This window comes from Streptomyces sp. NPDC049040, from assembly GCF_043197715.1.
Classification (GTDB): domain Bacteria; phylum Actinomycetota; class Actinomycetes; order Streptomycetales; family Streptomycetaceae; genus Actinacidiphila.
Genome location: NZ_JBICTO010000002.1, coordinates 313,334 through 336,908, shown reverse-complemented (window position 1 = coordinate 336,908; position 23,575 = coordinate 313,334). Strand labels below are relative to the sequence as shown.

The window sequence follows — 23,575 nt, the reverse complement described above, 5'->3', positions numbered from 1 at the left end:
GTGACCCGGGGGTGGGTGACCCTCAAGAGTACCCGGACGCTCAGAGCTCCTGATCCGCTTGCTCCCAGGCCTGCGGCAGCGCCGCCTCGACGTCCGCTGCGCGCGCCCGCTCGGCGCGCACGAGTGCCTCGTACGGTGCCGGGTCCTCGCCCGCGGCCCGGGCGTCGGCCCCGGCGCCGGTCAGCGCGATCCGGCACAGCACGCTGTCCTGGTGCTCGCCGAGCAGCTGCTGGAGCTTCTTCATCCGGCCGGTGTGCGCTTTGGCGGGCGCGCCGAGCACCGGCTGCACGGCCTCGCCGGAGTAGCGGGCCCGCTTGGCGGACTTGCGCGCCTCGTGCAGCGCGACGTCCTTGTCTTCGCCCGGCTCCAGCGCGAGCGCCGCCTCGATCCCGCGCCGCAGCCTGGCGTGGTCCCGGCGGACGGTCGCGGCCGCGGCCTCGGCGGCGGGCTTGCGGGCGCCGCGGCGGTAGGGGGGTGCGGCGATCACCGCTTCGAGGGTGTCGAGCAGCGCGAAGTAGCGGTCGCCGTCGAGGGTGCGGAGCAAGGCGGTGCGCGATGCGGTGGAGCTGCGTGCGGCCAGCGCGTGCAGCCGGTCCTGTACGGCACCGGTGGCCAGCTCGGGGTCGAGGTCGCCGAGGCGCTCGGCCAGCCGTTCCGCGAGCACTTCCCGGTCGCGCTCGGCGCCGAGTACCGCGGCCAGCCATGTGAGTTCGGCGCCCAGCGGGTCGGTGACGGCTCGGTCCAGCTCCTTGCGGAAGCTCTTGAGCGCGCTGCGGGCCCTGCGGGTGGCCACCCTCATCTGGTGGACGGCGTCGTCCTCGTCCCTGCGTACGGCGGGGTCGAGCGCCAGGATCGCGGTGAGCTGGGCGTGCAGGTATCCGGTGGCGGTCTGGCCCGCGGTGCCGGGCACGGCGGGCGGGCCCGCCGGCGGGGCGACCAGCAGGCCGCCGAGCGCGCGTGCGAGCTTGGACGCCGCCGCCGAGCGGTGCAGACCGGCCGCGGTGAGCCGCTGCTCGACGGCGTCGAGCAGCGCGGTGCCCGCGGACTCGTCCTGGTCCTGGCCGACTTCCACCTCGACCTCGGTCCACTCCGAGGCGGGGCCCTCGGGCAGCACCCTGGCCTTCACCCGGTCGTAGGCGACCTCGGCGAGCGTGGTGCCCCGCTCGTCGAGCAGCAGCACCAGGCGGCGGGAGGTGGCCAGCCGTACCACCGGCTGGAGCTCACGGCCGCGCAGCAGCGCCGCCACCTCGGAGCGCAGCTCCTGCGGCGGGCCGTCAGCGGCGGGGGTCAGCGGGAGCTGTACCTCGGTGCGGGTGTCCGCCTGGGCGGCGGGCAGTTTGAGGTGCCATCCTGCGTCGTCCCCGCCGGTGCGCCGCCGCAGGGTGACCCGGTGCGCGGCGAGCGCGAGGCCGGCGGTGTCGTAGTACACGGCCTCCAGGTGCACGGCGTCGAGCGCTCTGGAGCCGGGGCTCAGCCCGGCGAGGTCCGCCCGTACCGTGCCGGGGCCGTGCCCCGCGTCGTACTTCCGTTCGGTCTCGCGCACGCGCTTGCCCATACCGCGACCGTACCTCGCGCGGGCCCGCGGGCGGCGGTACCGCAGGTGAACCCTGGGGTGCCGCCGCGCGCCCCGGGGCTCCGCACCGGGCACGGCGCCGCGGGTTGCCGGCAACGCCTTCCCGGTCGCGGCACTAAGCGGACATGGGGCGCTGCATCTTGACGGATTGGAGGAGTCCTATGGCCACGCAGTTCGCGAACATGGAGGACCCCCCGTAGGACACAAAGGGCAGCGGGATCCCCGCGACCGGCATGATGCCGAGGGTCATGCCGATGTTCTCGAACGCCTGGAAGGCGAACCAGGCCACGATGCCGGCGGCGACGATCGTTCCGTAGAGGTCGGTGGCGCCGCGGGCGATGGCGCAGCCGCGCCAGAGGATGACGCCGATCAGCAGGATGATGAACGCCGCGCCGACGAAGCCCAGTTCCTCGCCGGCGACGGAGAAGACGAAGTCGGTCTGCTGCTCGGGCACGAACTGCCCGGTCGTCTGGCTGCCGTGGAAGAGGCCCTTGCCGAGCAGGCCGCCGGAGCCGATGGCGATCCGGGCCTGGCTGGTGTTGTAGCCGACGCCCGAGGGGTCGAGTGCCGGGTTGGCGAAGGCGGCGAAGCGGTCGATCTGGTACTTGTCGAGGATGCCGAGCTGCCAGACGAGCAGCGCGCCGCCGATGCCGGAGGCGATCAGCCCGAAGACCCAGCGGTTGGACGCGCCGGAGGCGAGCAGGACCCCGAGGACGATCGCGCCGAGCACCATGACCGAGCCGAGGTCCGGCATCAGCATGATGATGCCGATGGGCAGTGCGGCCAGCCCGAGGGACTGGAGCACGGTCCTGTGGTCGGGGTGTTCGCGGTCGCCCGCGTCGACCCGCGCGGACAGCACCACCGCCATGCCGAGGATGATCGCGACCTTGACGAACTCCGAGGGCTGGAGCGAGAAGCCGCCGCCGATGACGATCCAGGAGTGCGCGCCGTTGACGGTGGAGCCGAGCGGGCTGAGGACGGCCAGGATGCCGAGGATGGCGAGGGCGTAGTAGAAGGGCACCACGTCCCGCATCCTGCGGTGGCCGATGACGACCGCACCGATGCCCAGTCCGGCTCCGATGCCGGCGTTCATCAGGTGCCGCAGCAGGAAGTAGTACTGGTCGCCGTGGGTGAGGTTGGTGCGGTTGCGGGTCGCGGAGTACACCAGCAGGGTCCCGATGGCGCACAGCAGCAGTGCCGCGAAGAGCAGCAGCCAGTCCATCCGGCGCACTATCGAGTCGCGGGCGAAGAGCTTGCCGAGGGTGGACTTCTCGGGGGTGTAGCGGCGGACGGTGGTGTAGCCGTGGGCGGTCATGACCAGTACCGCCTGCCCAGCAGCAGTTTCTCCGGGCGCCCGGGGGCGAGTGCGGCGAGCTCCTGGGTGGTGCCGCCCACGGTGTGCGGGCCGCTGGGCACGAGCAGGTCGTCGGAGGACGGGAGGGTGTAGGACGCGGCGGAGGCGACACCGTCGGCGGAGATCTTCGGCAGCGTGGTGACCGGCTTGGGCATGAGGCCCTTGGCGGGGTCGATGGTGGCGCTGTCCTTCTTGATGCCGTACATCGCCTCGTAGATCCGCCGGACGGCCTCGCCGGAGGCACCGGAGCCGGTGCCGCCCTGGGAGATCGTCATGACGATCGTGTAGTCCTTGGTGTAGGTGTCGAACCAGGACGTGGTCTGCTTGCCCTCGACCTCGGCGGTACCGGTCTTGGCGTGCAGCGGGATCTTGTCCTGCGGCCAGCCGCCGAACTTCCAGTCGGCGGTGCCTTCGGTGACCACGCCGGCCAGCGCCTTGTCCATGTACTTCAAGGTGGCCTTGGAGTCCGGCAGCTTGCCGGAGACCTTGGGCTTGATCGGCGTGACGGTCTTGCCGTCGGCGCTGACCACGGCCTTCCCTATGGTCGGCTGGTAGAGGGTGCCGCCGTTGGCGATCGCCGCGTAGACCCTGGCCATCTGCACCGGGGTGACGAGGGTGTCGCCCTGGCCGATCGCGTAGTTGACGGAGTCACCGGCGCGGATGACGTTGTGGTCGGCGCACTTCTCGATGGAGATCTGGACTTCCAGGCTCTTGTTCTTGTCGTTCTTGTGGGCCGCGGCGGTGCGGCACCAGTAGCCCTGCATCTCGTCGTTGTACTCGGCGGCCCACTGGCGGTCGGGCACCCGGCCGGTGACCTCGCCGGGCAGGTCGACACCGGTCTTGGCGCCGAGGCCGAACTGGTGGGCGGTCTTGAAGAACCAGTCCTTGGGGTGCTTGGGGCTGGTGCCGCCGTCCTTCTTCCACTCGTTGTAGGCGATGCCGTAGAAGACGGTGTCGCAGGAGACCTCGAGGGCGCGGCCGAGCGAGATGTCGCCGAAGCTCTCGTTCTCGAAGTTCTTGAACTCCCGGTTGCCGATGGTCATCGAGGAGGTGCAGGGGTAGTTGCCGTCCGGCGGGTAGCCGGCGTTGATGGCGGCGCTGGTGGAGATCACCTTGAAGGTCGAACCCGGTGCCGACTGGCCCTGGATGGCCCGGTTCAGCAGCGGGAAGTCGGACTTCTTGTCCATCAGCGCGTTGTACGCCTTCGAGGAGATGCCGCCGACCCACTCGTTGGGGTCGTAGGTGGGAAGGCTGGCCATGGCGATGATCTGGCCGGTGCGGTTGTCCATCACGACCGCGGCGCCGGAGTCCGCCTTGTAGTTCGTGTGGGAGATGCTGTCGTACGTCTTGCGCGCGGCCACCATCGCGCCGTTGAGCTCTTTCTCGGTGACCGCCTGGACCTTGGCGTCGATGCTGGTGACCAGGTTGCTGCCGGGCTTGGCCGGGGTGTCGCCAGCCTTGCCGATGACCCGGCCGAGGTTGTCGACCTCGTAGCGGGTCACGCCCGCGGTGCCGCGCATCTGGTCGTCGTAGACGCTCTCGAGACCGGAGCGGCCGATCTGGTCGGAGCGCAGCAGCGGGGTGCTGGTCTTCTCGGACGCGCTGACCTCGTCGTCGGTGACCGGGCCGAGGTAGCCGAGCACCTGGGCGGCGTTCGACTTGTACGGGGCGGCGTAGCGGCGTACCGCGGTGGGCTCGGCGGTGATGCCGGGGAAGTCCTCGCGTCGCTCCATGATCTGCAGCGCCTGCTGGGTGGTGGCGGAGTCCGTGATGGGGATGGGCTGGTAGGGAGAACCGTTCCAGCACGGCTTGGGCGTATCGGCGTCGCACAGCCGCACCTTGTCGGTGACCTCCTGCGCCTCCATGCCCAGCACTCCGGCCAGCCTGGTCAGTACGGCGGTGCCGTCGTCGGCCTGCTTGAGCAGGTCGGTGCGGCTGGCCGAGACGACGAGCTTGGTCTCGTTGTCGGCGAGCGGCACTCCGCGGTCGTCGAGGATCGAGCCGCGCACGGCGGGGGTGACGACCTGCTGGATGTGGTTGTTGGCGGCCTTCTGCTCGTACTGCTGGCCGTTGCGGATCTGCAAATACCACAGCCGGCCGCCGAGGGTCAGCAGCAGCGAGACGACGAGGATCTGCAGGATGACGAGCCTGATGGTGATCCTGGTGTTGCGCCCGGTCTCCGGGATGTTGCCGCTCATCGCCTGGCCCCCCTGGCCATCGAGTTGACCTTGACCGTCCGGTTCGCGCGGCCGAACAACCCCCCGCGCTGGGGGGCGATGCCGGTTCGCAGCCTGCGGCTGCGGCCGTAGCCGCCGGTGGCGTCCTCGGACAGCGGGTCGTGGTCGAAGCGGCGGGCCAGCGCCATCACCAGCGGCACCACGAAGGGCGCGAGCAGCAGGTCGTAGACGGTGGCGGTGAAGACGAGCTTGCCCAGACCCACGTGGGCGCCCGCGGTGTCGCCGACCAGGCTGCCGACGGCCGCGTAGAGCACCGTGGTGCCGACGGCCGCGCCGATGACGACCAGCATCGGTGCCGCAGCGGTACGCAGCCGGCCGCTCTCCGGCTTGAACAGGCCTGCCACGTAGCCGATGACGCACAGCACGAGGGCGTAGCGGCCCACCGCGTGGTCGGCCGGCGGTGCCAGGTCCGCGAGCAGCCCGGCGAAGAAGCCGATCAGGCAGCCGGCGACGTGTCCGTAGCTTATGGCGAGTCCCAGCACGGTCAGCAGCAGCAGGTCGGGCACCGCGCCCGGCAGATGGAGCCGGGCGAGCACGCTGACCTGGGCGACCATCGCGAGGATCACCAGGACGGTGGGAAGCAGGATCCGGTTGAGACGCATGTCAGCCCCTGCTGCTGGTGGGCGTGTCGGTGGCGGTCGCCGGCGGCATGCCGTCGCCGGTCGGGGTGCTGCCGGGCGACGCCGGGGCGGTCGGCGAGGCCGGCGGTGCGGCCTTCTTGGGCGTGGGCTTGGCCGGCGGGGTCGGCTTCGGGGGGAGCACGCTGTCCCGCGGGTCGGTGCGCGGTCCGACCACGACGACGCCGACGACGTCCAGCCGGGTGAAGCCCACGAAGGGCTGCACCAGGAGGGTCTTGGTCAGGTTGCCGCCCGACGGGTCGACGCCGACGATCTTGCCGACCGGCACCCCGGGCACGAAGGGCTTGCCGGCCTCCGAGCCGAAGGTGACCAGGCGGTCGCCCTTGTGCACGGCGGCCTTGCCGTTGAGCAGCTGGACCCGCATCGGGCGGTCGCCCTGGCCGGAGGCGAAGCCCAGTTCCATGGAGTTCTCCAGCCGGGTGCCGACGGTGAAGTCCGGGTCGTTGGCCAGAAGTACGGTCGCCGTGGAGGGGCCGACGGTGGTGACCCGCCCGACCAGTCCGTCGCCGTTGATGACGGTCATGTCGCGGGTGAGGCCGTCGTTGCTGCCCGCGTCGATGGTCACGGTCCAGGAGAAGCCCTGGGCCGCTCCTATCGCGATGACCTGCGCGCCCTTGATGGCGTACTGGCCCGCTCCCGCGGTCTTGAGCAGCTTGTCGAGCTCCTGTGCCCGGTTGCGGGTGATGTCCTTGCTGCCGAGCTGCTGCTTGAGCGCGGCGTTCTCGCGTTCCAGCCGGCTGATGGTGCTGCTTCGGTCGCCCGAGTCGCGCACCGCGTCCACCGCGTTGCCCACCGGGTCGACGACACCGGACACGGCGTTCTCGACCGGGCCGAAGACGGATTGTGCGGCCTGCCGCGGCCGGTCGAGCGGTGAGTTCTCACCGCCCCTGATGTCCATGGTGATCAGCGCGAACGCCACCACCACCAGCAGCACCAGCAGCAGCCGGCTCTCCTTTGTGTCCCTCACGGGCGCCAGTCCGTGCCTTCCTCATCGGACCCGCCGCCGGTGGGGCCGCGGCCGGTCGGAGCTACTGTGCTGTGGTTCGCATGACGCCGGTTATCCGGTTCGCCGGGGCCGGCTGCGGGCCGCGTGTCATCTGCGGGGGGCGGCGTCGAGTACGCGCTGAAGCGCCTCGAACTCCTCGACGCACTTGCCCGCGCCGAGCGCCACGCAGTCCAGCGGGGTCTCGGCGATGTGGATGGGCATGCCCGTCTCGTGCCGCAGCCGCTCATCGAGGCCGCGCAGCAGCGCGCCGCCGCCGGCCAGGACGATGCCGCGGTCCATGATGTCGCCCGACAATTCCGGCGGGCACTTGTCCAGGGTGGTCTTGACCGCGTCGACGATCGCGTTGACGGGCTCCTCGATGGCCTTGCGCACCTCGGCCGCCGAGATGACCACCGTCTTGGGCAGCCCGCTGACCAGGTCGCGGCCGCGGATCTCGGTGTGCTCCTCGTCGTCCTTGGTCGCGAAGGCCGAGCCGACGGTGAGCTTGATCTGCTCGGAGGTGCGCTCGCCGAGCAGGAGGCTGTACTCCTTCTTGATGTGCTGGATGATCGCGTTGTCCAGCTCGTCGCCCGCCACCCGGATGGACTGGGCGGTGACGATGCCGCCGAGGCTGATGACCGCGACCTCGGTGGTGCCGCCGCCGATGTCCACCACCATGTTGCCGGTGGCCTCGTGCACGGGGAGCCCGGCGCCGATCGCGGCGGCCATCGGCTCCTCGATGATGTGCACGGTCCGCGCACCGGCCTGGTTGGCGGCGTCGATCACGGCACGGCGCTCGACGCCGGTGATACCGGAGGGCACGCAGATCACGACCCGCGGGCGGGCCAGGTAGCGGCGCTTGTGCACCTTGAGGATGAAGTACCGCAGCATGCGCTCGGTGATCTCGAAGTCGGCGATGACGCCGTCCTTCAGCGGCCGGACCGCGACGATGTTGCCCGGCGTGCGGCCGATCATCTTCTTGGCCTCTGAGCCCACCGCGAGGATGCCGCCGGTGTTGGTGTTCACGGCCACGACGGACGGCTCGTTCAGAACGATCCCGCGGCCCCTGACGTACACCAGCGTGTTGGCGGTCCCGAGGTCGACAGCCATGTCACGGCCGATGAACGACATGTTGTTCGCCATGAGGATACGTCTGGCCTTCCCGAGCTTGAGCGGAGATTCCATCGTAGTCGCGACCGGTGTGGCGCGGGGTCGGGGTTCCGACGTCATTGTCATCAGAACACACAGCTGACCTCTGTAATGGTGACGCCGTGTCGGGATGTTTGGTTCCCGATCGACCGCGACGTATGCCCTGACAGGCGGGGGTGTTAGGCCAGACCGGGGAAGAAGAGCTTGATCTCCCGTTCGGCCGATTCCTCGGAGTCCGAGGCGTGCACCAGGTTCTCACGGACGATGGTGCCGAAGTCCCCCCGGATGGAGCCCGGCGTTGCTGCAATCGGGTCGGTAGGACCGGCCAGCGTACGCAGTCCATCGATGGCGCGTTCGCCCTCGACCACCAGCGCCACGGACGGGCCGGATGCCATGAACTCCACCAGCGGCTCGTAGAACGGGCGGCCGACGTGCTCGGCGTAGTGCTGTTCGAGGGTGTCGCGGTCCAGGGTGCGCAGTTCCAGGGCGCCGATCGTCCAGCCCGCCTTGCGCTCGATCCTGCCGAGGATCTCGCCGACCAGGCCCCGGCGTACGGCGTCTGGCTTGAGAAGGACGAGGGTGCGCTGAGACACGGGGCGGCTCCTGCGGAAAACGGGAAGACGTGTGAACGGTGGTGCGACGAGCCTACAAGGCGGCCCTCAGGCTGCTTGCGCCGCGTTCCTTGCCTTGGCCTCGTCGACCTTCCGGCCGAAGTGGATCGAGGCCCACCACAGGCCGCCGAAGATCAGCCCGAGGAAGAACATCGTACCGACCCAGAAGCCACTGACGAACAGTCCGACCTGGAGCGCCCAGCCGACGACGAGCGCCCCCGGCCTGGAGACGAAGCCGCACAGCAGGACACACAGTGCCATGGCGACGCCGGACACCGCCCACACGGTGGCCATCGACAGGTCGGGACTCTTCATCGCGACCAGCCCGGCGAAGCCGATGACGAAGAACTCGCCGATCAGCGTGCTCGAACAGAGCGTGCGCATGGACCCAGCCCCTCACTTGCGGCCCAGCAGCAGCCGGGCCTCTCCCACGGTGATGACGGAACCGGTGACCAGCACACCGGCGCCCGAATACGCGCCCTCGTCCTCGGCCAGCGTGATCGCCGCCTCCAGGGCGTCGTCGAGCCGCGGCTCGACCTGCACCCGGTCCTCGCCGAACACCTCGACGGCCAGCGCCGCCAGCGCGTCCACGTCCATCGCGCGACGGGTGGAGTTGCTGGTCACCACGACCTCGGAGAACACCGGCTCGAAGGCTTCGAGCAGCCCGCGCACGTCCTTGTCGCCGCTCGGGCCGACCACGCCGACCAGATGGGTGAAGTCGAAGACCTCGCTGATGGCGGCCGCGGTGGCCAGCGCCCCCGCCGGGTTGTGCGCCGCGTCCAGCACCACGGTGGGGCTGCGGCGGACCACTTCGAGGCGGCCGGGCGAGGTGACCGCGGCGAAGGCGGTGCGCACGGTGTCCACGTCGAGGGTGCGCTGGTGCATCCGGCCGATGCCGAAGAAGGCCTCCACCGCGGCCAGCGCGACCGCGGCGTTCTGCGCCTGGTGCTCGCCGTGCAGCGGCAGGAAGATCTGGTCGTACTCGCCGCCGAGGCCGCGCAGCGTCAGCAACTGCCCGCCGACCGCGATCTCCCGGCGGGCGACACCGAACTCCATGCCCTCGCGGGCCACCGTGGCGTCCACCTCGACGGCCCGCTTCAGCAGCACCTGGGCGGCGTCCGCGGGCTGCCTGCCGAGCACGGCGGTGGCGTCCTTCTTGACGATGCCGGCCTTCTCGACGGCGATCTCGCCGGGTGTGCCGCCGAGCCGGTCGGTGTGGTCAAGCGCGATCGGGGTGACCACGGCGACCTGCCCGTCGACCACGTTGGTCGCGTCCCAGCTGCCGCCCATGCCGACCTCGACGACCGCCACGTCGACCGGCGCGTCCGCGAAGGCCGCGTAGGCCATCGCGGTGAGCACCTCGAAGAAGGACATGCGGTACGGCTCGGCCGCGTCGACCATCTGGACGTACGGCTGGAGGTCGCGGTAGGTCTCGATGAAGCGCTCGGCGCTGATCGGGCTGCCGTCCAGACTGATCCGCTCGGTGACGGACTGCACATGGGGGCTGGTGTAGCGGCCGGTGCGCAGCTCGAAGGCGAGCAGCAGCCGCTCGATCATCCGGGCGGTGCTGGTCTTGCCGTTGGTGCCGGTGATGTGGATCGCCGGGTAGGTGCGCTGCGGTTCGCCGAGGATGTCCATCGCCGCGGTCATCCGGTCGAGCGACGGCTCCAGCTTCGTCTCGGGCCAGCGCCCGAGCAGCTCCTCCTCGACCTCCCGCAGCTCGCGGTCGACCGCCGGGTCGGCGGGCCTGGACGGCACATCGTCGTCGGCCGCGGGGCTGATGCCGGCGCGCAGCGTACGGCTGCCGGCCTCGATGACGGCCATGTCCACCTCGCGCGGCCCTGCACCGGCCGTGAGGTCGTCGTCGGCATCGTCATGGGGGCGCGGTTCGTCCGCGGTGTCGCCGTTCGGGGGGAGGTCGGTCACGATGTCCAGTCTACGGAAGGCGGCCCCGGCCTCACGGCCAGGGCCACCACGCTCACCTGTACGCCCGGTCAGCCCCCGGGCATTCCGGCACCCCGGCCGTCAGCCCTTGGCGGGCAGGGCCTCCAGCTGGGCGGTGATCCGCTGGATGTCCGCCTCGGCCGAGGCCAGACGGGCCCTGATGCCGGCCACGACCTTCTCCGGTGCCTTCGCCAGGAACGCCTCATTGCCGAGCTTGCGGCCGGCGTCGGCCTTCTCCTTCTCGGCCAGGCCCAGGTCCTTGCTGAGCCGCCTGTGCTCGGCGGCCACGTCGATGGTGCCCGACAGGTCGAGCTCGACGACGGCGCCCGCGACCGGCAGCGACGCGGTGGCGTGGAAGCCGTCGGCGGCGGGCTGGAGCCGCAGCAGCTGCCGGATGGCGTCCTCGTGCGGCGCCAGCAGGGTGCCGTCGAGGGTGAGCCGGGCCGGGACCTTCTGGCCGGGCTGGAGGCCCTGGTCCGAACGGAAGCGGCGGACCTCGGTGACGACCCGCTGGACCTCGGCGATCTCCGCCTCGGCCGCCGGGTCGCGGAAGCCGCTGTCCTGCGGCCAGTCGGCGACGACCAGCGACTCGCCCCCGGTGAGGGTGGTCCACAGCGTCTCGGTGACGAAGGGGACGACCGGGTGCAGCAGCCGCAGCAGCACGTCGAGGACCTCGCCGAGGACCCGGCCGGAGACCCTGGCCCCGGCACCGCCGGCGAAGAAGACGGTCTTGGACAGCTCGACGTACCAGTCGAAGACCTCGTCCCACGCGAAGTGGTAGAGGGAGTCGGAGAGTTTGGCGAACTGGTAGTCCTCGTAAAGGGCGTCCACCTCGGCGACGGTCGCGTTCAGCCGGGACAGGATCCAGCGGTCGGTGGCGGACAGCTCCGCTGCCCCGGGGAGCGGGCCTTCGACCGTCGCGCCGTTCATCAGCGCGAAGCGGGTGGCGTTCCAGATCTTGTTCGCGAAGTTGCGGGAGGCCTTGACCCAGTCCTCGCCGATCGGCACGTCGGCACCGGGGTTGGCACCGGTGGCCAGGGTGAAGCGGACCGCGTCGGAGCCGTAGGCGTCCATCCAGTCCAGCGGGTCGACCGAGTTGGGATTGGACTTCGACATCTTCTTGCCGAACTCGTCCCTGACCAGGCCGGTGAGGGCGATGGTGTGGAAGGGTGCGACGCCGTCCATCGCGTACAGGCCGAACATCATCATCCGGGCGACCCAGAAGAAGATGATGTCGTGCCCCGTGAGCAGGACGTCGGTCGGGTAGAACTTCTCCAGGTCAGGGGTCTGTTCCGGCCAGCCGAGCGTGGAGAAGGGCCACAGCGCCGACGAGAACCAGGTGTCGAGGACGTCGGAGTCCTGGGTCCAGCCCTCGCCTGCCGGAGGCTGCTCGTCGGGGCCGACGCAGACCTCCTGGCCGTCGGGGCCGTACCAGACGGGGATGCGGTGTCCCCACCACAACTGCCGCGAGATGCACCAGTCGTGCATGTTGTCGACCCAGTCGAAATACCGCTTCGACAGCTCCGGGGGATGGATTCGCACCCGCCCGTCGCGGACCGCGTCGCCCGCGGCGGCGGCCAGCGGCTCGACCTTGACCCACCACTGGAGGGACAGTCGCGGCTCGATGGTGGTCTTGCAGCGCGAGCAGTGGCCGACGGAGTGGACGTACGGCCGCTTCTCGGCGACGATCCGGCCCTGCTCGCGCAGCGCCTCGACGATCGCGGACCGCGCCTCGAACCGGTCGAGGCCCTGGAAGGGGCCGGGCACGGTGATGACGGCGCGCTCGTCCATGACGGTCAGCGACTCCAGGGCGTGGCGCTGGCCGATGGCGAAGTCGTTGGGGTCGTGCGCGGGCGTCACCTTGACCGCGCCGGTGCCGAACTCCGGGTCGACATGGGCGTCGGCGATCACCGGGATCGTCCGGTCGGTGAGCGGCAGCTTGATCCGCTTGCCGACCAGGTGCGCGTAGCGCGCGTCGTCGGGGTGGACGGCGACCGCGGTGTCGCCGAGCATCGTCTCGACCCGGGTGGTCGCGACGACGACCGTCTCCTCGCCCTCGCCGTACTTCAGCGAGACCAGCTCGCCGTCGTCGTCCTGGTAGTCCACCTCGATGTCGGAGATCGCGGTGAGGCAGCGCGGGCACCAGTTGATGATCCGCTCGGCGCGGTAGATCAGCTCGTCGTCGTAGAGCCGCTTGAAGATGGTCTGGACGGCCTGCGACAGGCCCTCGTCCATCGTGAAGCGCTCACGGGACCAGTCCACGCCGTCGCCGAGGCGGCGCATCTGGCCGAGGATCCGCCCCCCGTACTCTTCCTTCCACTGCCACACCCGCTCGACGAACGCCTCACGGCCGATGTCGTGCCGGGACATGCCCTCCTCGGCGAGCTGCTGCTCGACCTTGTTCTGGGTGGCGATGCCCGCGTGGTCCATGCCCGGCAGCCACAGCGACTCGAAGCCCTGCATCCGCTTGCGGCGGGTCAGGGCGTCCATCAGCGTGTGCTGGAAGGCGTGGCCCAGGTGCAGGCTGCCGGTGACGTTGGGCGGCGGGATCACGATGGTGTACGGCGGCTTGTCGCTCTTGGCGTCGGCCTCGAAGTAGCCGCGCTCCACCCAGCGCTCGTACAGCGGCCCCTCTACGTCGGCCGGCGTGTAGGTCGTCGGCAGTTCGGGGGCGCTGCTGGGCCCGTCGTGGGGGCGCTGAGTGTTGTCGGTCACCTGTCGATTCTACGGGGGCGCCCCGGGCTGTTACGAATCAGTTGCCGCCCCGCGGTAAGCGGCGATTAAAGGATCGGCGAAGATGAGGCAAGGTATTCACGGGAGGGGACCCGACCATGAGCAACAGCCAGCCGCCGCCGGACCCGTACGGTCAGCAGCAGCCGCCCGGTCCTTACGGTCAGCAGCCGCCGCAGCAGCAGCCCGGGTACGGCCAGCCCCAGCCGGGCTACGGCTACCCGCAGCAGGGCGGGCCCGCGCAGCCCCCGTACGGTCAGCAGCAGCCGCAGCAGCCCGGCTACGGCTACCCGCAGCAGCCGCCGTACGGCCAGCAGCCCGGCTACGGATATCCGCAGCAGCCGCCGCAGGGCGGCAACGGCAAGCGCACCGGCATCATCATCGGCGCCGTCGTCGCGCTGGTCGCGGTGGGCGCGGGCGTCTTCTTCGTCACCAAGGGCGACAGCGGCGGCCTCAAGAACGACGGCAAGAAGTACAAGCTGACCACCCCGGCCACCGTCGCGACGGACTTCAAGCGCGACGACGACTCGGAGTTCAGCGACACCGACGGCCTGGACGAGGACACCATCGCGCTGCTGACGAGGAACGGCATGGCGAATCCGCGGAAGGCCCAGGCCGGGTATCTGCGCGGCAGCGACGTCAGAGGCACGGTGATGTCCTTCGAGGGCGCCTACGGCACCGTCGAGGACCCGCAGAAGGTCGCCGACGAGATGATGAAGTCGCTGCGCGACGACCCCGACAAGGACTCGGAAGACAGCAAGACCGAATTCATCGGCGCCGCACGGACGATGCACCCGTCCGGGGCCGACGACGCGGTCGTGGAGTGCCAGACGGCCAAGATCACCAACACCGGGTCCGACGACGCGGACGCGGGCAAGGCGTACACGCTGTCCGTGTGCCTGTGGGCGGACTACAGCACGGTCGGCACCGTCGCGCCGTTCGACCTCAGCATCCTGGCCTCGGGTACCGGTACCGGCATGTCGGCCGAGGACACCGCCGACCTGCTCGCCAAGGTGCGCAAAGACGTGCGGGTGCCACTCGCGAACTGACGCGCCCGCCGCCGTAAGGCCGTTGCATCGTTTTTCGGCCCCCTCGGCGAGCACTGCAGACAGGACGTCCGCAAGGATGGTCCGACCATGTCAACGGAGGGGACCCTCGTTCCGATGAGCAACAACCAGCCGCCACCGAACCCGTACGGCCAGCAGCCGCCCAACCCGTACGGTCAGCAGCCGCCGCAGCAGCCCGGGTACGGCCAGCCCCAGCCGGGCTACGGCTACCCGCAGCAGGGCCAGCCCGCGCAGCCCCCGTACGGTCAGCAGCCGCCGCAGCAGCCCGGCTACGGCCAGCCGCAGCCCGGTTACGGCTACCCGCAGCAGGGCCAGCCCGGCCAGCCCGGCTACGGCCAGGTGCCGCAGCAGCCCGGCTACGGCTACGGCCAGCCGCAGATGCCCCCGCAGGGCGGCGGCAGCGGCAAGCGCACCGGGATCATCATCGGCGTCGTCGTGGCGCTGGTCGCGGTGGGCGCGGGCGTCTTCTTCGTCACCAAGGGCGACAGCGGCGGCGGCCTCAAGGACGACGGCAAGAAGTACAAGCTGATCACCCCTGAGGCCGTCGCCACGGACTACAAGAAGAACGCCGAGGTGTCCGGAGAGGACGACACGGGCTTCGACGACAGCGACATCGCCCTGATGAAGACGCTCGGCCTGAGCAACCCGACCCAGGTCCAGGCCGGCTACGTCAAGGGCACGCTGCCCAACGGCATCCTGCTGGAGTTCAGCGGCGCCTACGGCACCGTCAAGGACCCGCAGAAGCTCGCCGACGGCATGATGGCCGACCTGCGCAAGCAGGCGACCAAGGACAACTCGGACGACGACACCAAGACCGAACTCATCGGCGACGTCCAGACGCTGCACCCCGCGGGAGCGGACGACGCGGTCGTCGAGTGCCAGGAAGCCAAGATCAGCGACAAGGCCGACTCCGGCAACGTCGTACAGGTGCCCATCTGCCTGTGGGCCGACTACAGCACCGTCGGCACCGCCATCCCGATCGACCTGGTGGCCGCGGCCGGCGGTGGCAGCAGCAAGACCATGTCCGCCGCTGACGGCGCGGACCTGCTCGCCAAGGTCCGCAAGGACACCCGGGTGCCGCTGGGCTAGCACCCGCGGTCGTCCGCGACGACGAAAGGGGGGCGCCCCGGTCCAGGACCGGGGCGCCCCCCTTTCGTGCCGCGGTGCGGCTACGCGCTCTTCTGCTCGCCCTTGCCGACGATGCGCGGCTCGCGCGGCACCAGGGTCGGGTTGACGTTGGAGTGGACGACCTCGGCGCTGATCACCACGCGTGCCACGTCCTTGCGGGACGGCACTTCGTACATCACCGACATCAGCACCTCCTCCATGATGGCCCGCAGTCCGCGTGCGCCGGTCTGCCGCAGGATCGCCTGGTCGGCGATGGCCTCCAGCGCGCCGCGCTCGAACTCCAGCTCCACACCGTCGAGTTCGAACAGCTTTTGATACTGCTTCACCAGCGCGTTACGCGGCTCGACCAGGATCTGCAGCAGCGCCTCGCGGTCCAGGTTGTGCACGCTGGTGATGACCGGGAGGCGGCCGATGAACTCCGGGATCATGCCGAACTTCACCAGGTCCTCGGGCATGATCTCCTGGAACTGGTCCGCGGCCTGGATCTCCCGCTTGGAGCGGATGGTCGCGCCGAAGCCGATGCCCTTGGCGCCGGCCCGCGACTCGATGATCTTCTCGAGACCGGCGAACGCACCGCCCACGATGAACAGCACGTTCGTGGTGTCGATCTGGATGAACTCCTGGTGCGGGTGCTTGCGGCCGCCCTGCGGAGGCACGCTCGCGGTGGTGCCCTCCAGGATCTTCAGCAGCGCCTGCTGCACACCCTCGCCCGAGACGTCCCGGGTGATCGACGGGTTCTCGCTCTTGCGGGCCACCTTGTCGATCTCGTCGATGTAGATGATCCCGGTCTCGGCCTTCTTGACGTCGTAGTCCGCCGCCTGGATCAGCTTGAGCAGGATGTTCTCGACGTCCTCGCCCACGTACCCGGCCTCGGTCAGCGCGGTGGCGTCGGCGATGGCGAACGGTACGTTCAGCATCCGGGCCAGCGTCTGGGCCAGCAGCGTCTTGCCGGAGCCGGTGGGGCCGAGCAGCAGGATGTTGGACTTCGCCAACTCGATCGCGTCGTCATGGCCGGGTCGGCCGTTCTCGCCCGCCTGCACGCGCTTGTAGTGGTTGTAGACCGCCACCGACAGCGCCTTCTTGGCGGGCGTCTGCCCGACGACGTAGCCCTCGAGGAACTCGTAGATCTCCCGGGGCTTGGGCAGATCCTCCCAGCGGACCTCGGAGGACTCGGCGAGCTCCTCCTCGATGATCTCGTTGCAGAGGTCGATGCACTCGTCGCAGATGTACACACCAGGGCCTGCGATGAGCTTCTTCACCTGCTTCTGGCTCTTTCCGCAGAACGAGCACTTCAGCAGGTCTCCGCCGTCACCGATGCGTGCCACGAGGTCTTTCCCCTTCGCCTGGGTTCCGCCGGCCTTCAACGGAGCCTGGTGCTTCTCTCATCGACGGTACCTTGCCGCGCCCCCCGTGTGGGTCCCCCTTGGACGTACTCGCTCATCCGGGTCCGGGGGGACCGCACACGACGTGCACCACCTGCCGGGTGGTTCAGGCGTTCACAGAGGTCTTGCGGGTCGAGACGATCTGGTCGACAAGACCGTAGGACAGCGACTCCTCCGCCGTCAGGATCTTGTCGCGCTCGATGTCGTCCCTGATCTGCTCGATCGGGGTGGTGGAGTGCTTGGCCAGCATCTCCTCCAGCTGCTGCCGCATCCTGATGATCTCGTTGGCCGCGATCTCCAGGTCGGAGACCTGCCCGCGGCCGGTCTCGCTGTACGGCTGGTGGATCAGCACCCGGGCGTTCGGCAGCGCCATCCGCTTGCCGGGGCTGCCGGCGGCCAGCAGGACGGCCGCGGCGGACGCCGCCTGGCCCATGCAGACCGTCTGGATGTCCGGCTTCACGAACTGCATCGTGTCGTAGATCGCGGTGAGCGCGGTGAACGAGCCGCCGGGGCTGTTGATGTAGACCGAGATGTCCCGGTCGGGGTCCATCGACTCCAGGCACAGCAGCTGCGCCATGACGTCGTTGGCCGAGGCGTCGTCGATCTGGACGCCGAGGAAGATCACCCGCTCCTCGAAGAGCTTCGCGTACGGGTCGTACTCGCGCACGCCCTGCGAGGTGCGCTCCACGAAGCGCGGGATGACATAGCGGGCTTCGGCCCCGAACACGCCGGGCCGCTCGGCCTCGGTGCGCTCGTACAGGCCGCTGCCGGGGAAGTTCATGGGGTTCACGTCCACCGTCCTGGTGATGAAGAGCTTCGAGTGATCAGGGGCTCGGCAGGGTGTCCGGGCTCAGGAGGCCGCGCCGGTGCCGCCGCCGCCGGGCACGTGCGCGGCGGAGAGCATGACCCCGTCCAGCAGGCCGTACTCCTGGGCCTCCTCGGCCGAGAACCAGCGGTCGCGGTCGGAGTCCTTGGTGATCTGCTCGAAGGTCTGGCCCGAGTGCTGGGCGATCAGCTCGGCCATGCGGCGCTTGGTGTGCAGCAGCTGCTCCGCCTGGATCTTGATGTCGGTGGCGGAACCGCCGAGGCCCGCGGAGGGCTGGTGCATCAGGATCCGGGTGTTCGGCAGCGCGAAACGCTTGCCGGGAGTGCCGGCGGTGAGCAGGAACTGGCCCATCGACGCGGCCATGCCCATGGCGATGGTCACCACGTCGTTCTTGATGAACTGCATGGTGTCGTAGATCGCCATACCCGCGGTCACCGAACCGCCGGGGCTGTTGATGTAGAGGAAGATGTCCTTGTCCGGCTCTGCTGCCAGCAGCAGCAGCTGCGCGGTGATCTTGTTGGCGATATCGTCGTCGACCGCTTGGCCGAGGAAGATGATTCGCTCGCCGAGCAGTCGGTTGTAGACCTGGTCGCCGAGTCCACCGAGGGTCGGCTCGCCGGCGGCGGAAGGCATCGGAGTCGTCACGTATCCACCTGCTCGTTGTCGGACGGTAGACATGCCGTCACAGGGTCTTCGTCTGGGCCGGGTGCCGTCCCTCGCGGGGGCCGCACCCTTTCTCCTTACGGACCCTAACGCGCGGGTGGGGGCCGACAATCCTGTACGGCCACCTGTTCGCTGTCAGCGCATGGCCTCCACGTCGCCCGGACAAGGGGCCCAGGTCCCCCGGCGGCGCGGGCGGCCCGCCGACGGGGCGCGCGGGTCGTCAACCACTCGAAGGGGCTGTCGCTGTCGCATCCGGGCCACCGGCCGGTGGACGACCGGGGCGCGCAGTCCCCCGCGCCCCTGGGGGCACCCAGCGGCACGGAGGGGACTGCACGACGGGGCAGGGCGTCAGGCCTGCTCGGCCTCGGACTCCTTGGCGGCGTCCGTGGCGGAGGCGTCCTCGGCGGCGGCGTCCGCGGCGGGCTCCTCGTCCTCCTCGTCGGCGAGGTCGACGACCTCACCGTTGGTGTCGGTGACCTTCGCCGCCTCCACCACGACAGCCAGCGCCTTGCCGCGGGCGACCTCGCCCACCAGCATCGGCACCTGGCCGCCTTCGACGACGGCCTGCGCGAACTGGTCGGGGCTCATCCCGGAGGTCGCGGCCCGCCGCATGAGGTGCTCGGTGAGCTCCTCCTGGTTGACCGAGAGCTTCTCCTTGTTGACCAGTTCGTCGAGGATGAACTGGGTCTTGATGCCCTTGACCGCCTGGGTCTCCAGCTCCGCGTCGTACTCCTCGCGGGTCTTGCCCTCGCGCTCCAGGTAGCCGTCCCAGTCCAGACCCATCTGCGGGAACTGGTGGTGCTCCAGGTTGTGGGTCCTGGTCTCGATCTCGTCCTTGAGCAGCTTCTCCGGGATCGGCACCTCGGTCAGCTCGATGAGCGCGTCGAGGACCTTCTCCTGGGCGGCGGTCGCCTGGTCGTACTGCTTCATCGACTCGAGGCGCTTGCGGCTGTCCGCACGCAGCTCCTCCAGCGTGTCGAACTCGCTCGCCAGCTGGGCGAAGTCGTCGTCCAGCTCGGGCAGTTCGCGGGCCTGGACGTCGGAGACGTCGACCTTGACCTCGGCCGGCCGGCCGGCCGCGGAGCCGCCCTTGAGCTGGGAGGTGAAGGTGGCCGAGCCACCCGCAGACAGGCCGGTCACGGCCTCGTCGATGCCGTCGAGCAGCTGGCCGGAGCCGATGGTGTAGCTGACGGCCTTGGCGATGCCGTCGCCGAGCACCTCGCCGTCCACCGAGGCCTCCAGGTCGACCACGACGACGTCGCCCTCGGCGGCCGCGCGGTCCACGGTGGTGGTGGACGCGAAGCGGTCGCGCAGCTGCTCCAGCGACTTCTCGACGTCCTCGTCGGTGACCTCGACCGCGTCGACGGTGACCTCGATGCCGGTGTAGTCCGGGATCTCGATGACCGGGCGGATGTCCACCTCGGCGGTGAACTTCAGCTCGTCGCCGTCGTTGAACTCGGTGATGTCCACGTCAGGCTGGCCGAGCACGCTGAGCTCGCCCTCGTTGACCGCCTCCGTGTAGAACTTCGGCAGCGCGTCGTTGATGGCCTCTTCGAGGACCGCGCCACGGCCGAACCGCTGGTCGATGACGCGCGCAGGGATCTTGCCCTTGCGGAAGCCCGGCACCGTGACCTGGTCGTTGATCTTCTTGTACGCCGCGTCGAGGCTGGGCTTGAGCTCCTCGAAGGGCACCTCGACAGTGAGTCGAACCCGGGTCGGGTTCAGAGTCTCGACGGCGCTCTTCACGGTTGGGTCTCCTTGGGGCTTTACGTTGATGGGGGCGAACCTTCGGTACGACTCGTACATCCGGCACTCGGCCTAGCCGCGTGCCCGGTCGCCAGCGGCCCATCCTACCGGTACCACAAACCCCGCCGGGCGGGGTCGGACCACGGCCCTCCGGCCGCCGCCGCCGCAAGGGCCGGCGCGCGCGGAACTGCTGGTCGGGGTGGCCGGATTCGAACCGACGGCCTTCCGCTCCCAAAGCGGACGCGCTACCAAGCTGCGCCACACCCCGCTGGTGCGACACGTAGAGTACATGCACCGTCGACCGTGGGCAGCCGCTATTCGACCCGCCGCTCATCCGGTTCGACCGGCCACCGTGCGGTGTGCCAGAATCTGAGGCGCTGCGGGCGTAGCTCAATGGTAGAGCCCTAGTCTTCCAAACTAGCTACGCGGGTTCGATTCCCGTCGCCCGCTCTGTACGGCCACGGCCCGGGTGGCGGAGGAATCCGCGACCCGGGCCGTCGGTGTGTCCGAGGCCTTTCCGGTCCTCCGTCACGGGAGCCTGCTCATCACGCGCAGTCCCACCCGGTGGGCGACGGTCCCGACCAGGAGGCTGACGAGCACCGCGACCGTGTGGGCGTGGTCGGGGACCAGCTGTCGCGCCGTTTCGAGAGCCGGCGGCAGGGCGAAGAAGAATCCGCTGGTGGCAGCCAGTACGGCGCCGAGTCTGTCCTTGGTCCACCGCGCCTTCGGCGCAGAAGCGCTGGTCACCCGGAATTTCTATCGGCGGCCCCCGAGAAGCGCAATGCCTGCACGAGCCGTGTGTCGCGAGCCGGCCGGATCCGGCCGGGAGCGGGCCGCCTCGGCGTCCTCGCGGCCCGTGGAATCGACGGCCGGGGCGGGCGCTTCCACTGCCTCGTCGTTCGGATGGGTGCAGGTCCCGCCGATACAATGGCGACGACGGGGATCCGCCGGGCACGGCGTCGCCGGCGACGGCGGCAAGGCGCTCCGCGGACCTCTCCCGCGGTCACCCCGAGCCAAGGAGTCGCCATGGAAGCCAAGGCCACCGCCGTGGTCGTCAAGCCCGGCGAGGCAGGCGGAGCGACGCTGTCGGACGGAGCGTTCGAGCTGCTGGCCGACGGCGGCGCTGTCAGCGCCAGCCGCCTTACGCTCAAGACCGGTGCGGACGGTGCACCTCCGCACCACCACAAACGGTCGCACGAGACCTTCTACGTGCTCGGCGGGACGATGCTCTTCCGCCTCGGCGACACGCTGACGACGGTGGGCAAGGGCGGCCTGGTCATCGTCCCTCCCGGTCTGCCGCACGTCTTCGGGGCCGCCGAGGGTGCGGAAGCCGATGTCTTCGTCGTTCTGAGTCCCGGCATCGAGCGGTTCGGCTACTTCGAGCGACTGGCCGCCATCAGCCGGGGTGAAGCCGAATTCGACTCGCTCCTTCCCGAGCAGGACCGCTACGACGTGCACTTCGAGAACCTCCCCGACTGGCGGTCCGCCCCCTGAACAGCCGGAGGCCACGGCGGGGCACCGCACCGGCCCTCCGGGCTCCGTTCGCGGTCGGCGGGTGCCGCCGGCGGGTGCCGTCGGGGGTTCAGTCGACGGGGATGCCCTGGGGGGACTTGATGCGGCGCATGATCATCTGGGAGTTGACGTCGCTGACGCCCGGCAGGGCGATCAGCTTCTCGGTCCAGAAGCGCTCGTAGGCGTCGGAGTCGGCCACCGCGATGCGCAGCAGGCACCCGGGGGCGCCGTAGAGGCGGTAGGCCTCGACCACGTCGGTGGTGGACTGGACCTCGGACTCGAAGGCGGCGACGGAGTCGCGGTCGCGCTGGACCTCGACCGAGGCGAAGACCTCGAAGCCGCGCCCGACGGCCGCCGGGTCGACCACCGCGCGGTAGGTCTGGATCACCCCGTCGTCCTCCAGCTGGCGCACCCGGCGCAGGCACGGGGAGGGGGTCAGGCCGACCCGCTGGGCGAGCTCCTGGTTGGTCAGCCGACCGTCGGCCTGAAGTTCGCGCAAGATACTTCTGTCAATGGCGTCCATCGGAGCATTATCGCCCAACATCCGCTCCCCCATCGGGCGGGATTCGCAATCATATGGCGGGTCTACGCGCATATCATTGCAGTAGCAGCCGGGTATCCGTGTGCCGCCATGTCCTCGGCGTCACCCGCGGCACCGGTGGGCACGGTCGGCACAACGGCAGCAGTGGAGGCGGAGGCATCGTGCGACACGTCGTGGTCATCAGCACCGGAGGCACCATCGCCAGCCGATGGCAGGGCGACGGCTACGCGGCGGAGGCGGCAGGGCAGGAGGTCCTGGAGGCCGGCGCCGTGCCCGAGGGGGTCGAGGTGCGGGTGGTGGACCTCTTCACCGTCAACAGCTCCCGGCTCACCACCGGCCACCAGCTGCGGCTGCTGCACGCGGTGCACGACGCGCTCGCCGACCCCGAGGTGGACGGCGTCGTGGTCACCCACGGCACCGACACGCTGGAGGAGTCCGCCTTCTTCGTGGACCTCTTCCACGGCGACCGCCGCCCGGTGGTCTTCACGGGCGCCCAGCAGCCGCTGGACGCGGCGGACGGCGACGCGGCGGGCAATCTCTACGACGCGCTGCTGACGGCCGCCTCCGGCCGGGACATCGGCGCCGTGATCGTCTTCGCCGGCCAGGTCTTCGCGGCCCGCGGCACCGTGAAGCGGCACACCGTGGACGCCCGCGCCTTCGGCGACCCGGACGGGCTGCCGCTGGGCCGGGTCGAGTTCGGCCGGGTCAGCTGGGGGCGGCGGCAGCCGCGGCGCGAGGCGCTCGCGCTGCCGGACCGGGACGGCGCCACGCCCCGGGTGGACATCGTGATGCACCACAGCGACGGCGACTCGGTGCTCTTCGACGCGGCGGTCGCGGCCGGCGCCCGCGGCATCGTGCTGGTCGGCACCGGCGCGGGCAACGCCAATCCGGAGATCGCCGACGCGGTGCGCCGGGCCGTCGCGGCCGGCGTGCGGGTCGCGGTCAGCACCCGGGTGGCGGCGGGCGCCGTGGCGCCGCTCTACACCGGCGGCGGCGCGGTGGACCTGGTCGCGGCCGGTGCCCTGCTGACCGGCACGCTGAAGCCGGGGCAGGCGCGTATCGCGCTGGTCGCCTCGCTGCTGAGCGGCGACGGAGCGGCGGGATCCGACGCGGGGCTGCGGCGGATCCTGGACGCCGCTCCTGAGGCGACGCCCGAGTCAGAGCTTTATCTGGTTGATGGTGTCGGCCACTGAGTTGAGGAACCGGTTGATGTCCGGCGCCATGTTGGTGGAGGCGAGGAAGAAGCCGAAGAGGGCCGCGACGATCGCCGGGCCCACCTTTATCGACTTGGACCGGATCATCACCACCAGGACGATCGCGAGCAACAGTGCGGCGGACAGGGAGATAACCACAGCGGATCACTTCCTCTTTCGGTTCCTTGCCGGTCCGGGGACCGCGCCGCGCCCCCGCCTCGCCCGTATCCATGGTGCCACCGGTGACCGACAATCAACGCCCGTACGACACACGGCCCATAGTCCCATTCCCGTGC

The 23,575-nt window shown here is 70.1% G+C and carries 21 protein-coding genes and 2 tRNA genes; 5 read left to right on the top strand and 18 right to left on the bottom strand.

Annotation, left to right across the window (positions count from 1 at the left end):
* Positions 1-40: 40 nt before the first annotated feature.
* The 10 genes from ACGFMP_RS06350 to ACGFMP_RS06305 all read right to left on the bottom strand — a co-directional run bounded on the left by ACGFMP_RS06350 (position 41) and on the right by ACGFMP_RS06305 (position 13,206).
* Complete coding sequence (locus ACGFMP_RS06350; RefSeq protein ID WP_393670642.1) at positions 41-1,555, bottom strand: CHAD domain-containing protein; 1,515 nt, start codon at positions 1,553-1,555, stop codon at positions 41-43.
* 133 nt (positions 1,556-1,688) lie between these two features.
* Entirely contained in the window at positions 1,689-2,888 is a 1,200-nt protein-coding gene (gene rodA, locus ACGFMP_RS06345; RefSeq protein ID WP_393670640.1) for a rod shape-determining protein RodA, read from the bottom strand.
* Positions 2,885-5,125, bottom strand: coding sequence for a penicillin-binding protein 2 (gene mrdA / locus ACGFMP_RS06340; RefSeq protein ID WP_393670638.1), 2,241 nt, complete (start codon positions 5,123-5,125; stop codon positions 2,885-2,887). The genes rodA and mrdA overlap by 4 nt, the downstream gene beginning before the upstream one ends.
* Complete coding sequence (mreD, locus tag ACGFMP_RS06335; protein WP_393670637.1) at positions 5,122-5,766, bottom strand: rod shape-determining protein MreD; 645 nt, start codon at positions 5,764-5,766, stop codon at positions 5,122-5,124. The genes mrdA and mreD overlap by 4 nt, the downstream gene beginning before the upstream one ends.
* Position 5,767: 1 nt before the next feature.
* Positions 5,768-6,769 (bottom strand): rod shape-determining protein MreC, encoded by a 1,002-nt coding sequence (gene mreC, locus ACGFMP_RS06330; protein ID WP_393670636.1) that lies wholly within the window; start codon positions 6,767-6,769, stop codon positions 5,768-5,770.
* A gap of 126 nt (positions 6,770-6,895) precedes the next feature.
* Complete coding sequence (locus ACGFMP_RS06325) at positions 6,896-7,918, bottom strand: rod shape-determining protein (protein ID WP_393671346.1); 1,023 nt, start codon at positions 7,916-7,918, stop codon at positions 6,896-6,898.
* A 197-nt stretch (positions 7,919-8,115) separates the two neighbouring features.
* Positions 8,116-8,529 (bottom strand): nucleoside-diphosphate kinase, encoded by a 414-nt coding sequence (ndk, locus tag ACGFMP_RS06320; RefSeq protein WP_393670635.1) that lies wholly within the window; start codon positions 8,527-8,529, stop codon positions 8,116-8,118.
* A gap of 66 nt (positions 8,530-8,595) precedes the next feature.
* A complete protein-coding gene (locus tag ACGFMP_RS06315; protein WP_393670634.1) occupies positions 8,596-8,931 on the bottom strand; it encodes a DUF4233 domain-containing protein in 336 nt (111 codons plus the stop codon).
* 12 nt (positions 8,932-8,943) lie between these two features.
* Positions 8,944-10,473 (bottom strand): bifunctional folylpolyglutamate synthase/dihydrofolate synthase, encoded by a 1,530-nt coding sequence (locus ACGFMP_RS06310; RefSeq protein WP_393670633.1) that lies wholly within the window; start codon positions 10,471-10,473, stop codon positions 8,944-8,946.
* Positions 10,474-10,572: 99 nt separating this feature from the next.
* A complete protein-coding gene (locus ACGFMP_RS06305) occupies positions 10,573-13,206 on the bottom strand; it encodes a valine--tRNA ligase (protein WP_393670632.1) in 2,634 nt (877 codons plus the stop codon).
* A gap of 116 nt (positions 13,207-13,322) precedes the next feature.
* Between ACGFMP_RS06305 and ACGFMP_RS06300 the strand changes: the two genes are divergently transcribed.
* Together ACGFMP_RS06300 and ACGFMP_RS06295 are read left to right on the top strand one after the other, a co-directional pair.
* Entirely contained in the window at positions 13,323-14,270 is a 948-nt protein-coding gene (locus ACGFMP_RS06300; protein WP_393670631.1) for a hypothetical protein, read from the top strand.
* Between the two features lie 114 nt (positions 14,271-14,384).
* Positions 14,385-15,377 (top strand): hypothetical protein, encoded by a 993-nt coding sequence (locus ACGFMP_RS06295; RefSeq protein WP_393670630.1) that lies wholly within the window; start codon positions 14,385-14,387, stop codon positions 15,375-15,377.
* Positions 15,378-15,457: 80 nt separating this feature from the next.
* Here the strand turns inward: ACGFMP_RS06295 and clpX are convergent, their stop codons facing one another.
* From clpX to ACGFMP_RS06270, 5 genes are all read right to left on the bottom strand, one after another.
* Positions 15,458-16,741 carry an ATP-dependent Clp protease ATP-binding subunit ClpX gene (gene clpX, locus ACGFMP_RS06290; RefSeq protein ID WP_393670628.1) on the bottom strand — a complete coding sequence of 428 codons (1,284 nt, stop codon included), beginning with the start codon at positions 16,739-16,741 and terminating at the stop codon, positions 15,458-15,460.
* Positions 16,742-16,904: 163 nt separating this feature from the next.
* A complete protein-coding gene (locus tag ACGFMP_RS06285) occupies positions 16,905-17,579 on the bottom strand; it encodes an ATP-dependent Clp protease proteolytic subunit (protein ID WP_393671345.1) in 675 nt (224 codons plus the stop codon).
* A gap of 69 nt (positions 17,580-17,648) precedes the next feature.
* Positions 17,649-18,257: an ATP-dependent Clp protease proteolytic subunit gene (locus ACGFMP_RS06280; protein WP_393671343.1), complete on the bottom strand. Its 609-nt coding sequence runs from the start codon at positions 18,255-18,257 to the stop codon at positions 17,649-17,651.
* A 378-nt stretch (positions 18,258-18,635) separates the two neighbouring features.
* Positions 18,636-20,033, bottom strand: coding sequence for a trigger factor (gene tig / locus ACGFMP_RS06275; protein ID WP_393670627.1), 1,398 nt, complete (start codon positions 20,031-20,033; stop codon positions 18,636-18,638).
* 191 nt (positions 20,034-20,224) lie between these two features.
* A tRNA-Pro gene (locus tag ACGFMP_RS06270) sits at positions 20,225-20,301 on the bottom strand.
* 111 nt (positions 20,302-20,412) lie between these two features.
* Here ACGFMP_RS06270 and ACGFMP_RS06265 point away from each other — a divergent pair.
* Positions 20,413-20,483 (top strand) — tRNA-Gly (locus tag ACGFMP_RS06265).
* Between the two features lie 78 nt (positions 20,484-20,561).
* On the opposite strand, the gene ACGFMP_RS06260 is transcribed toward ACGFMP_RS06265, so the two are convergent.
* Entirely contained in the window at positions 20,562-20,780 is a 219-nt protein-coding gene (locus tag ACGFMP_RS06260; protein WP_393670626.1) for a hypothetical protein, read from the bottom strand.
* A 279-nt stretch (positions 20,781-21,059) separates the two neighbouring features.
* Between ACGFMP_RS06260 and ACGFMP_RS06255 the strand changes: the two genes are divergently transcribed.
* Positions 21,060-21,527, top strand: coding sequence for a cupin domain-containing protein (locus tag ACGFMP_RS06255; RefSeq protein ID WP_393670625.1), 468 nt, complete (start codon positions 21,060-21,062; stop codon positions 21,525-21,527).
* A gap of 88 nt (positions 21,528-21,615) precedes the next feature.
* Here the strand turns inward: ACGFMP_RS06255 and ACGFMP_RS06250 are convergent, their stop codons facing one another.
* Positions 21,616-22,068 (bottom strand): Lrp/AsnC family transcriptional regulator, encoded by a 453-nt coding sequence (locus ACGFMP_RS06250; RefSeq protein WP_393670624.1) that lies wholly within the window; start codon positions 22,066-22,068, stop codon positions 21,616-21,618.
* A 179-nt stretch (positions 22,069-22,247) separates the two neighbouring features.
* On the opposite strand from ACGFMP_RS06250, the gene ACGFMP_RS06245 reads away from it, so the two are divergent.
* The gene (locus ACGFMP_RS06245) at positions 22,248-23,279 is read left to right on the top strand and encodes an asparaginase (protein ID WP_393670623.1); all 1,032 of its coding nucleotides are present in this window, start codon (positions 22,248-22,250) and stop codon (positions 23,277-23,279) included.
* Here the strand turns inward: ACGFMP_RS06245 and ACGFMP_RS06240 are convergent.
* Positions 23,244-23,438, bottom strand: coding sequence for a hypothetical protein (locus ACGFMP_RS06240; RefSeq protein WP_327291092.1), 195 nt, complete (start codon positions 23,436-23,438; stop codon positions 23,244-23,246). The genes ACGFMP_RS06245 and ACGFMP_RS06240 overlap by 36 nt on opposite strands.
* Between the last annotated feature and the right edge of the window lie 137 nt (positions 23,439-23,575).

Coding starts and splice junctions, on each gene's coding strand:
- ACGFMP_RS06285 (WP_393671345.1), bottom strand. CDS start 17,579: ATGAACTTCCCCGGCAGCGGCCTGTACGAGCGCACCGAGGCCGAGCGG.
- ACGFMP_RS06250 (WP_393670624.1), bottom strand. CDS start 22,068: ATGGACGCCATTGACAGAAGTATCTTGCGCGAACTTCAGGCCGACGGT.
- mreD (WP_393670637.1), bottom strand. CDS start 5,766: ATGCGTCTCAACCGGATCCTGCTTCCCACCGTCCTGGTGATCCTCGCG.
- mrdA (WP_393670638.1), bottom strand. CDS start 5,125: ATGAGCGGCAACATCCCGGAGACCGGGCGCAACACCAGGATCACCATC.
- ACGFMP_RS06280 (WP_393671343.1), bottom strand. CDS start 18,257: ATGCCTTCCGCCGCCGGCGAGCCGACCCTCGGTGGACTCGGCGACCAG.
- ACGFMP_RS06295 (WP_393670630.1), top strand. CDS start 14,385: ATGAGCAACAACCAGCCGCCACCGAACCCGTACGGCCAGCAGCCGCCC.
- ACGFMP_RS06300 (WP_393670631.1), top strand. CDS start 13,323: ATGAGCAACAGCCAGCCGCCGCCGGACCCGTACGGTCAGCAGCAGCCG.
- ACGFMP_RS06315 (WP_393670634.1), bottom strand. CDS start 8,931: ATGCGCACGCTCTGTTCGAGCACGCTGATCGGCGAGTTCTTCGTCATC.
- ACGFMP_RS06350 (WP_393670642.1), bottom strand. CDS start 1,555: ATGGGCAAGCGCGTGCGCGAGACCGAACGGAAGTACGACGCGGGGCAC.
- ACGFMP_RS06255 (WP_393670625.1), top strand. CDS start 21,060: ATGGAAGCCAAGGCCACCGCCGTGGTCGTCAAGCCCGGCGAGGCAGGC.
- rodA (WP_393670640.1), bottom strand. CDS start 2,888: ATGACCGCCCACGGCTACACCACCGTCCGCCGCTACACCCCCGAGAAG.
- ACGFMP_RS06325 (WP_393671346.1), bottom strand. CDS start 7,918: ATGTCGTTCATCGGCCGTGACATGGCTGTCGACCTCGGGACCGCCAAC.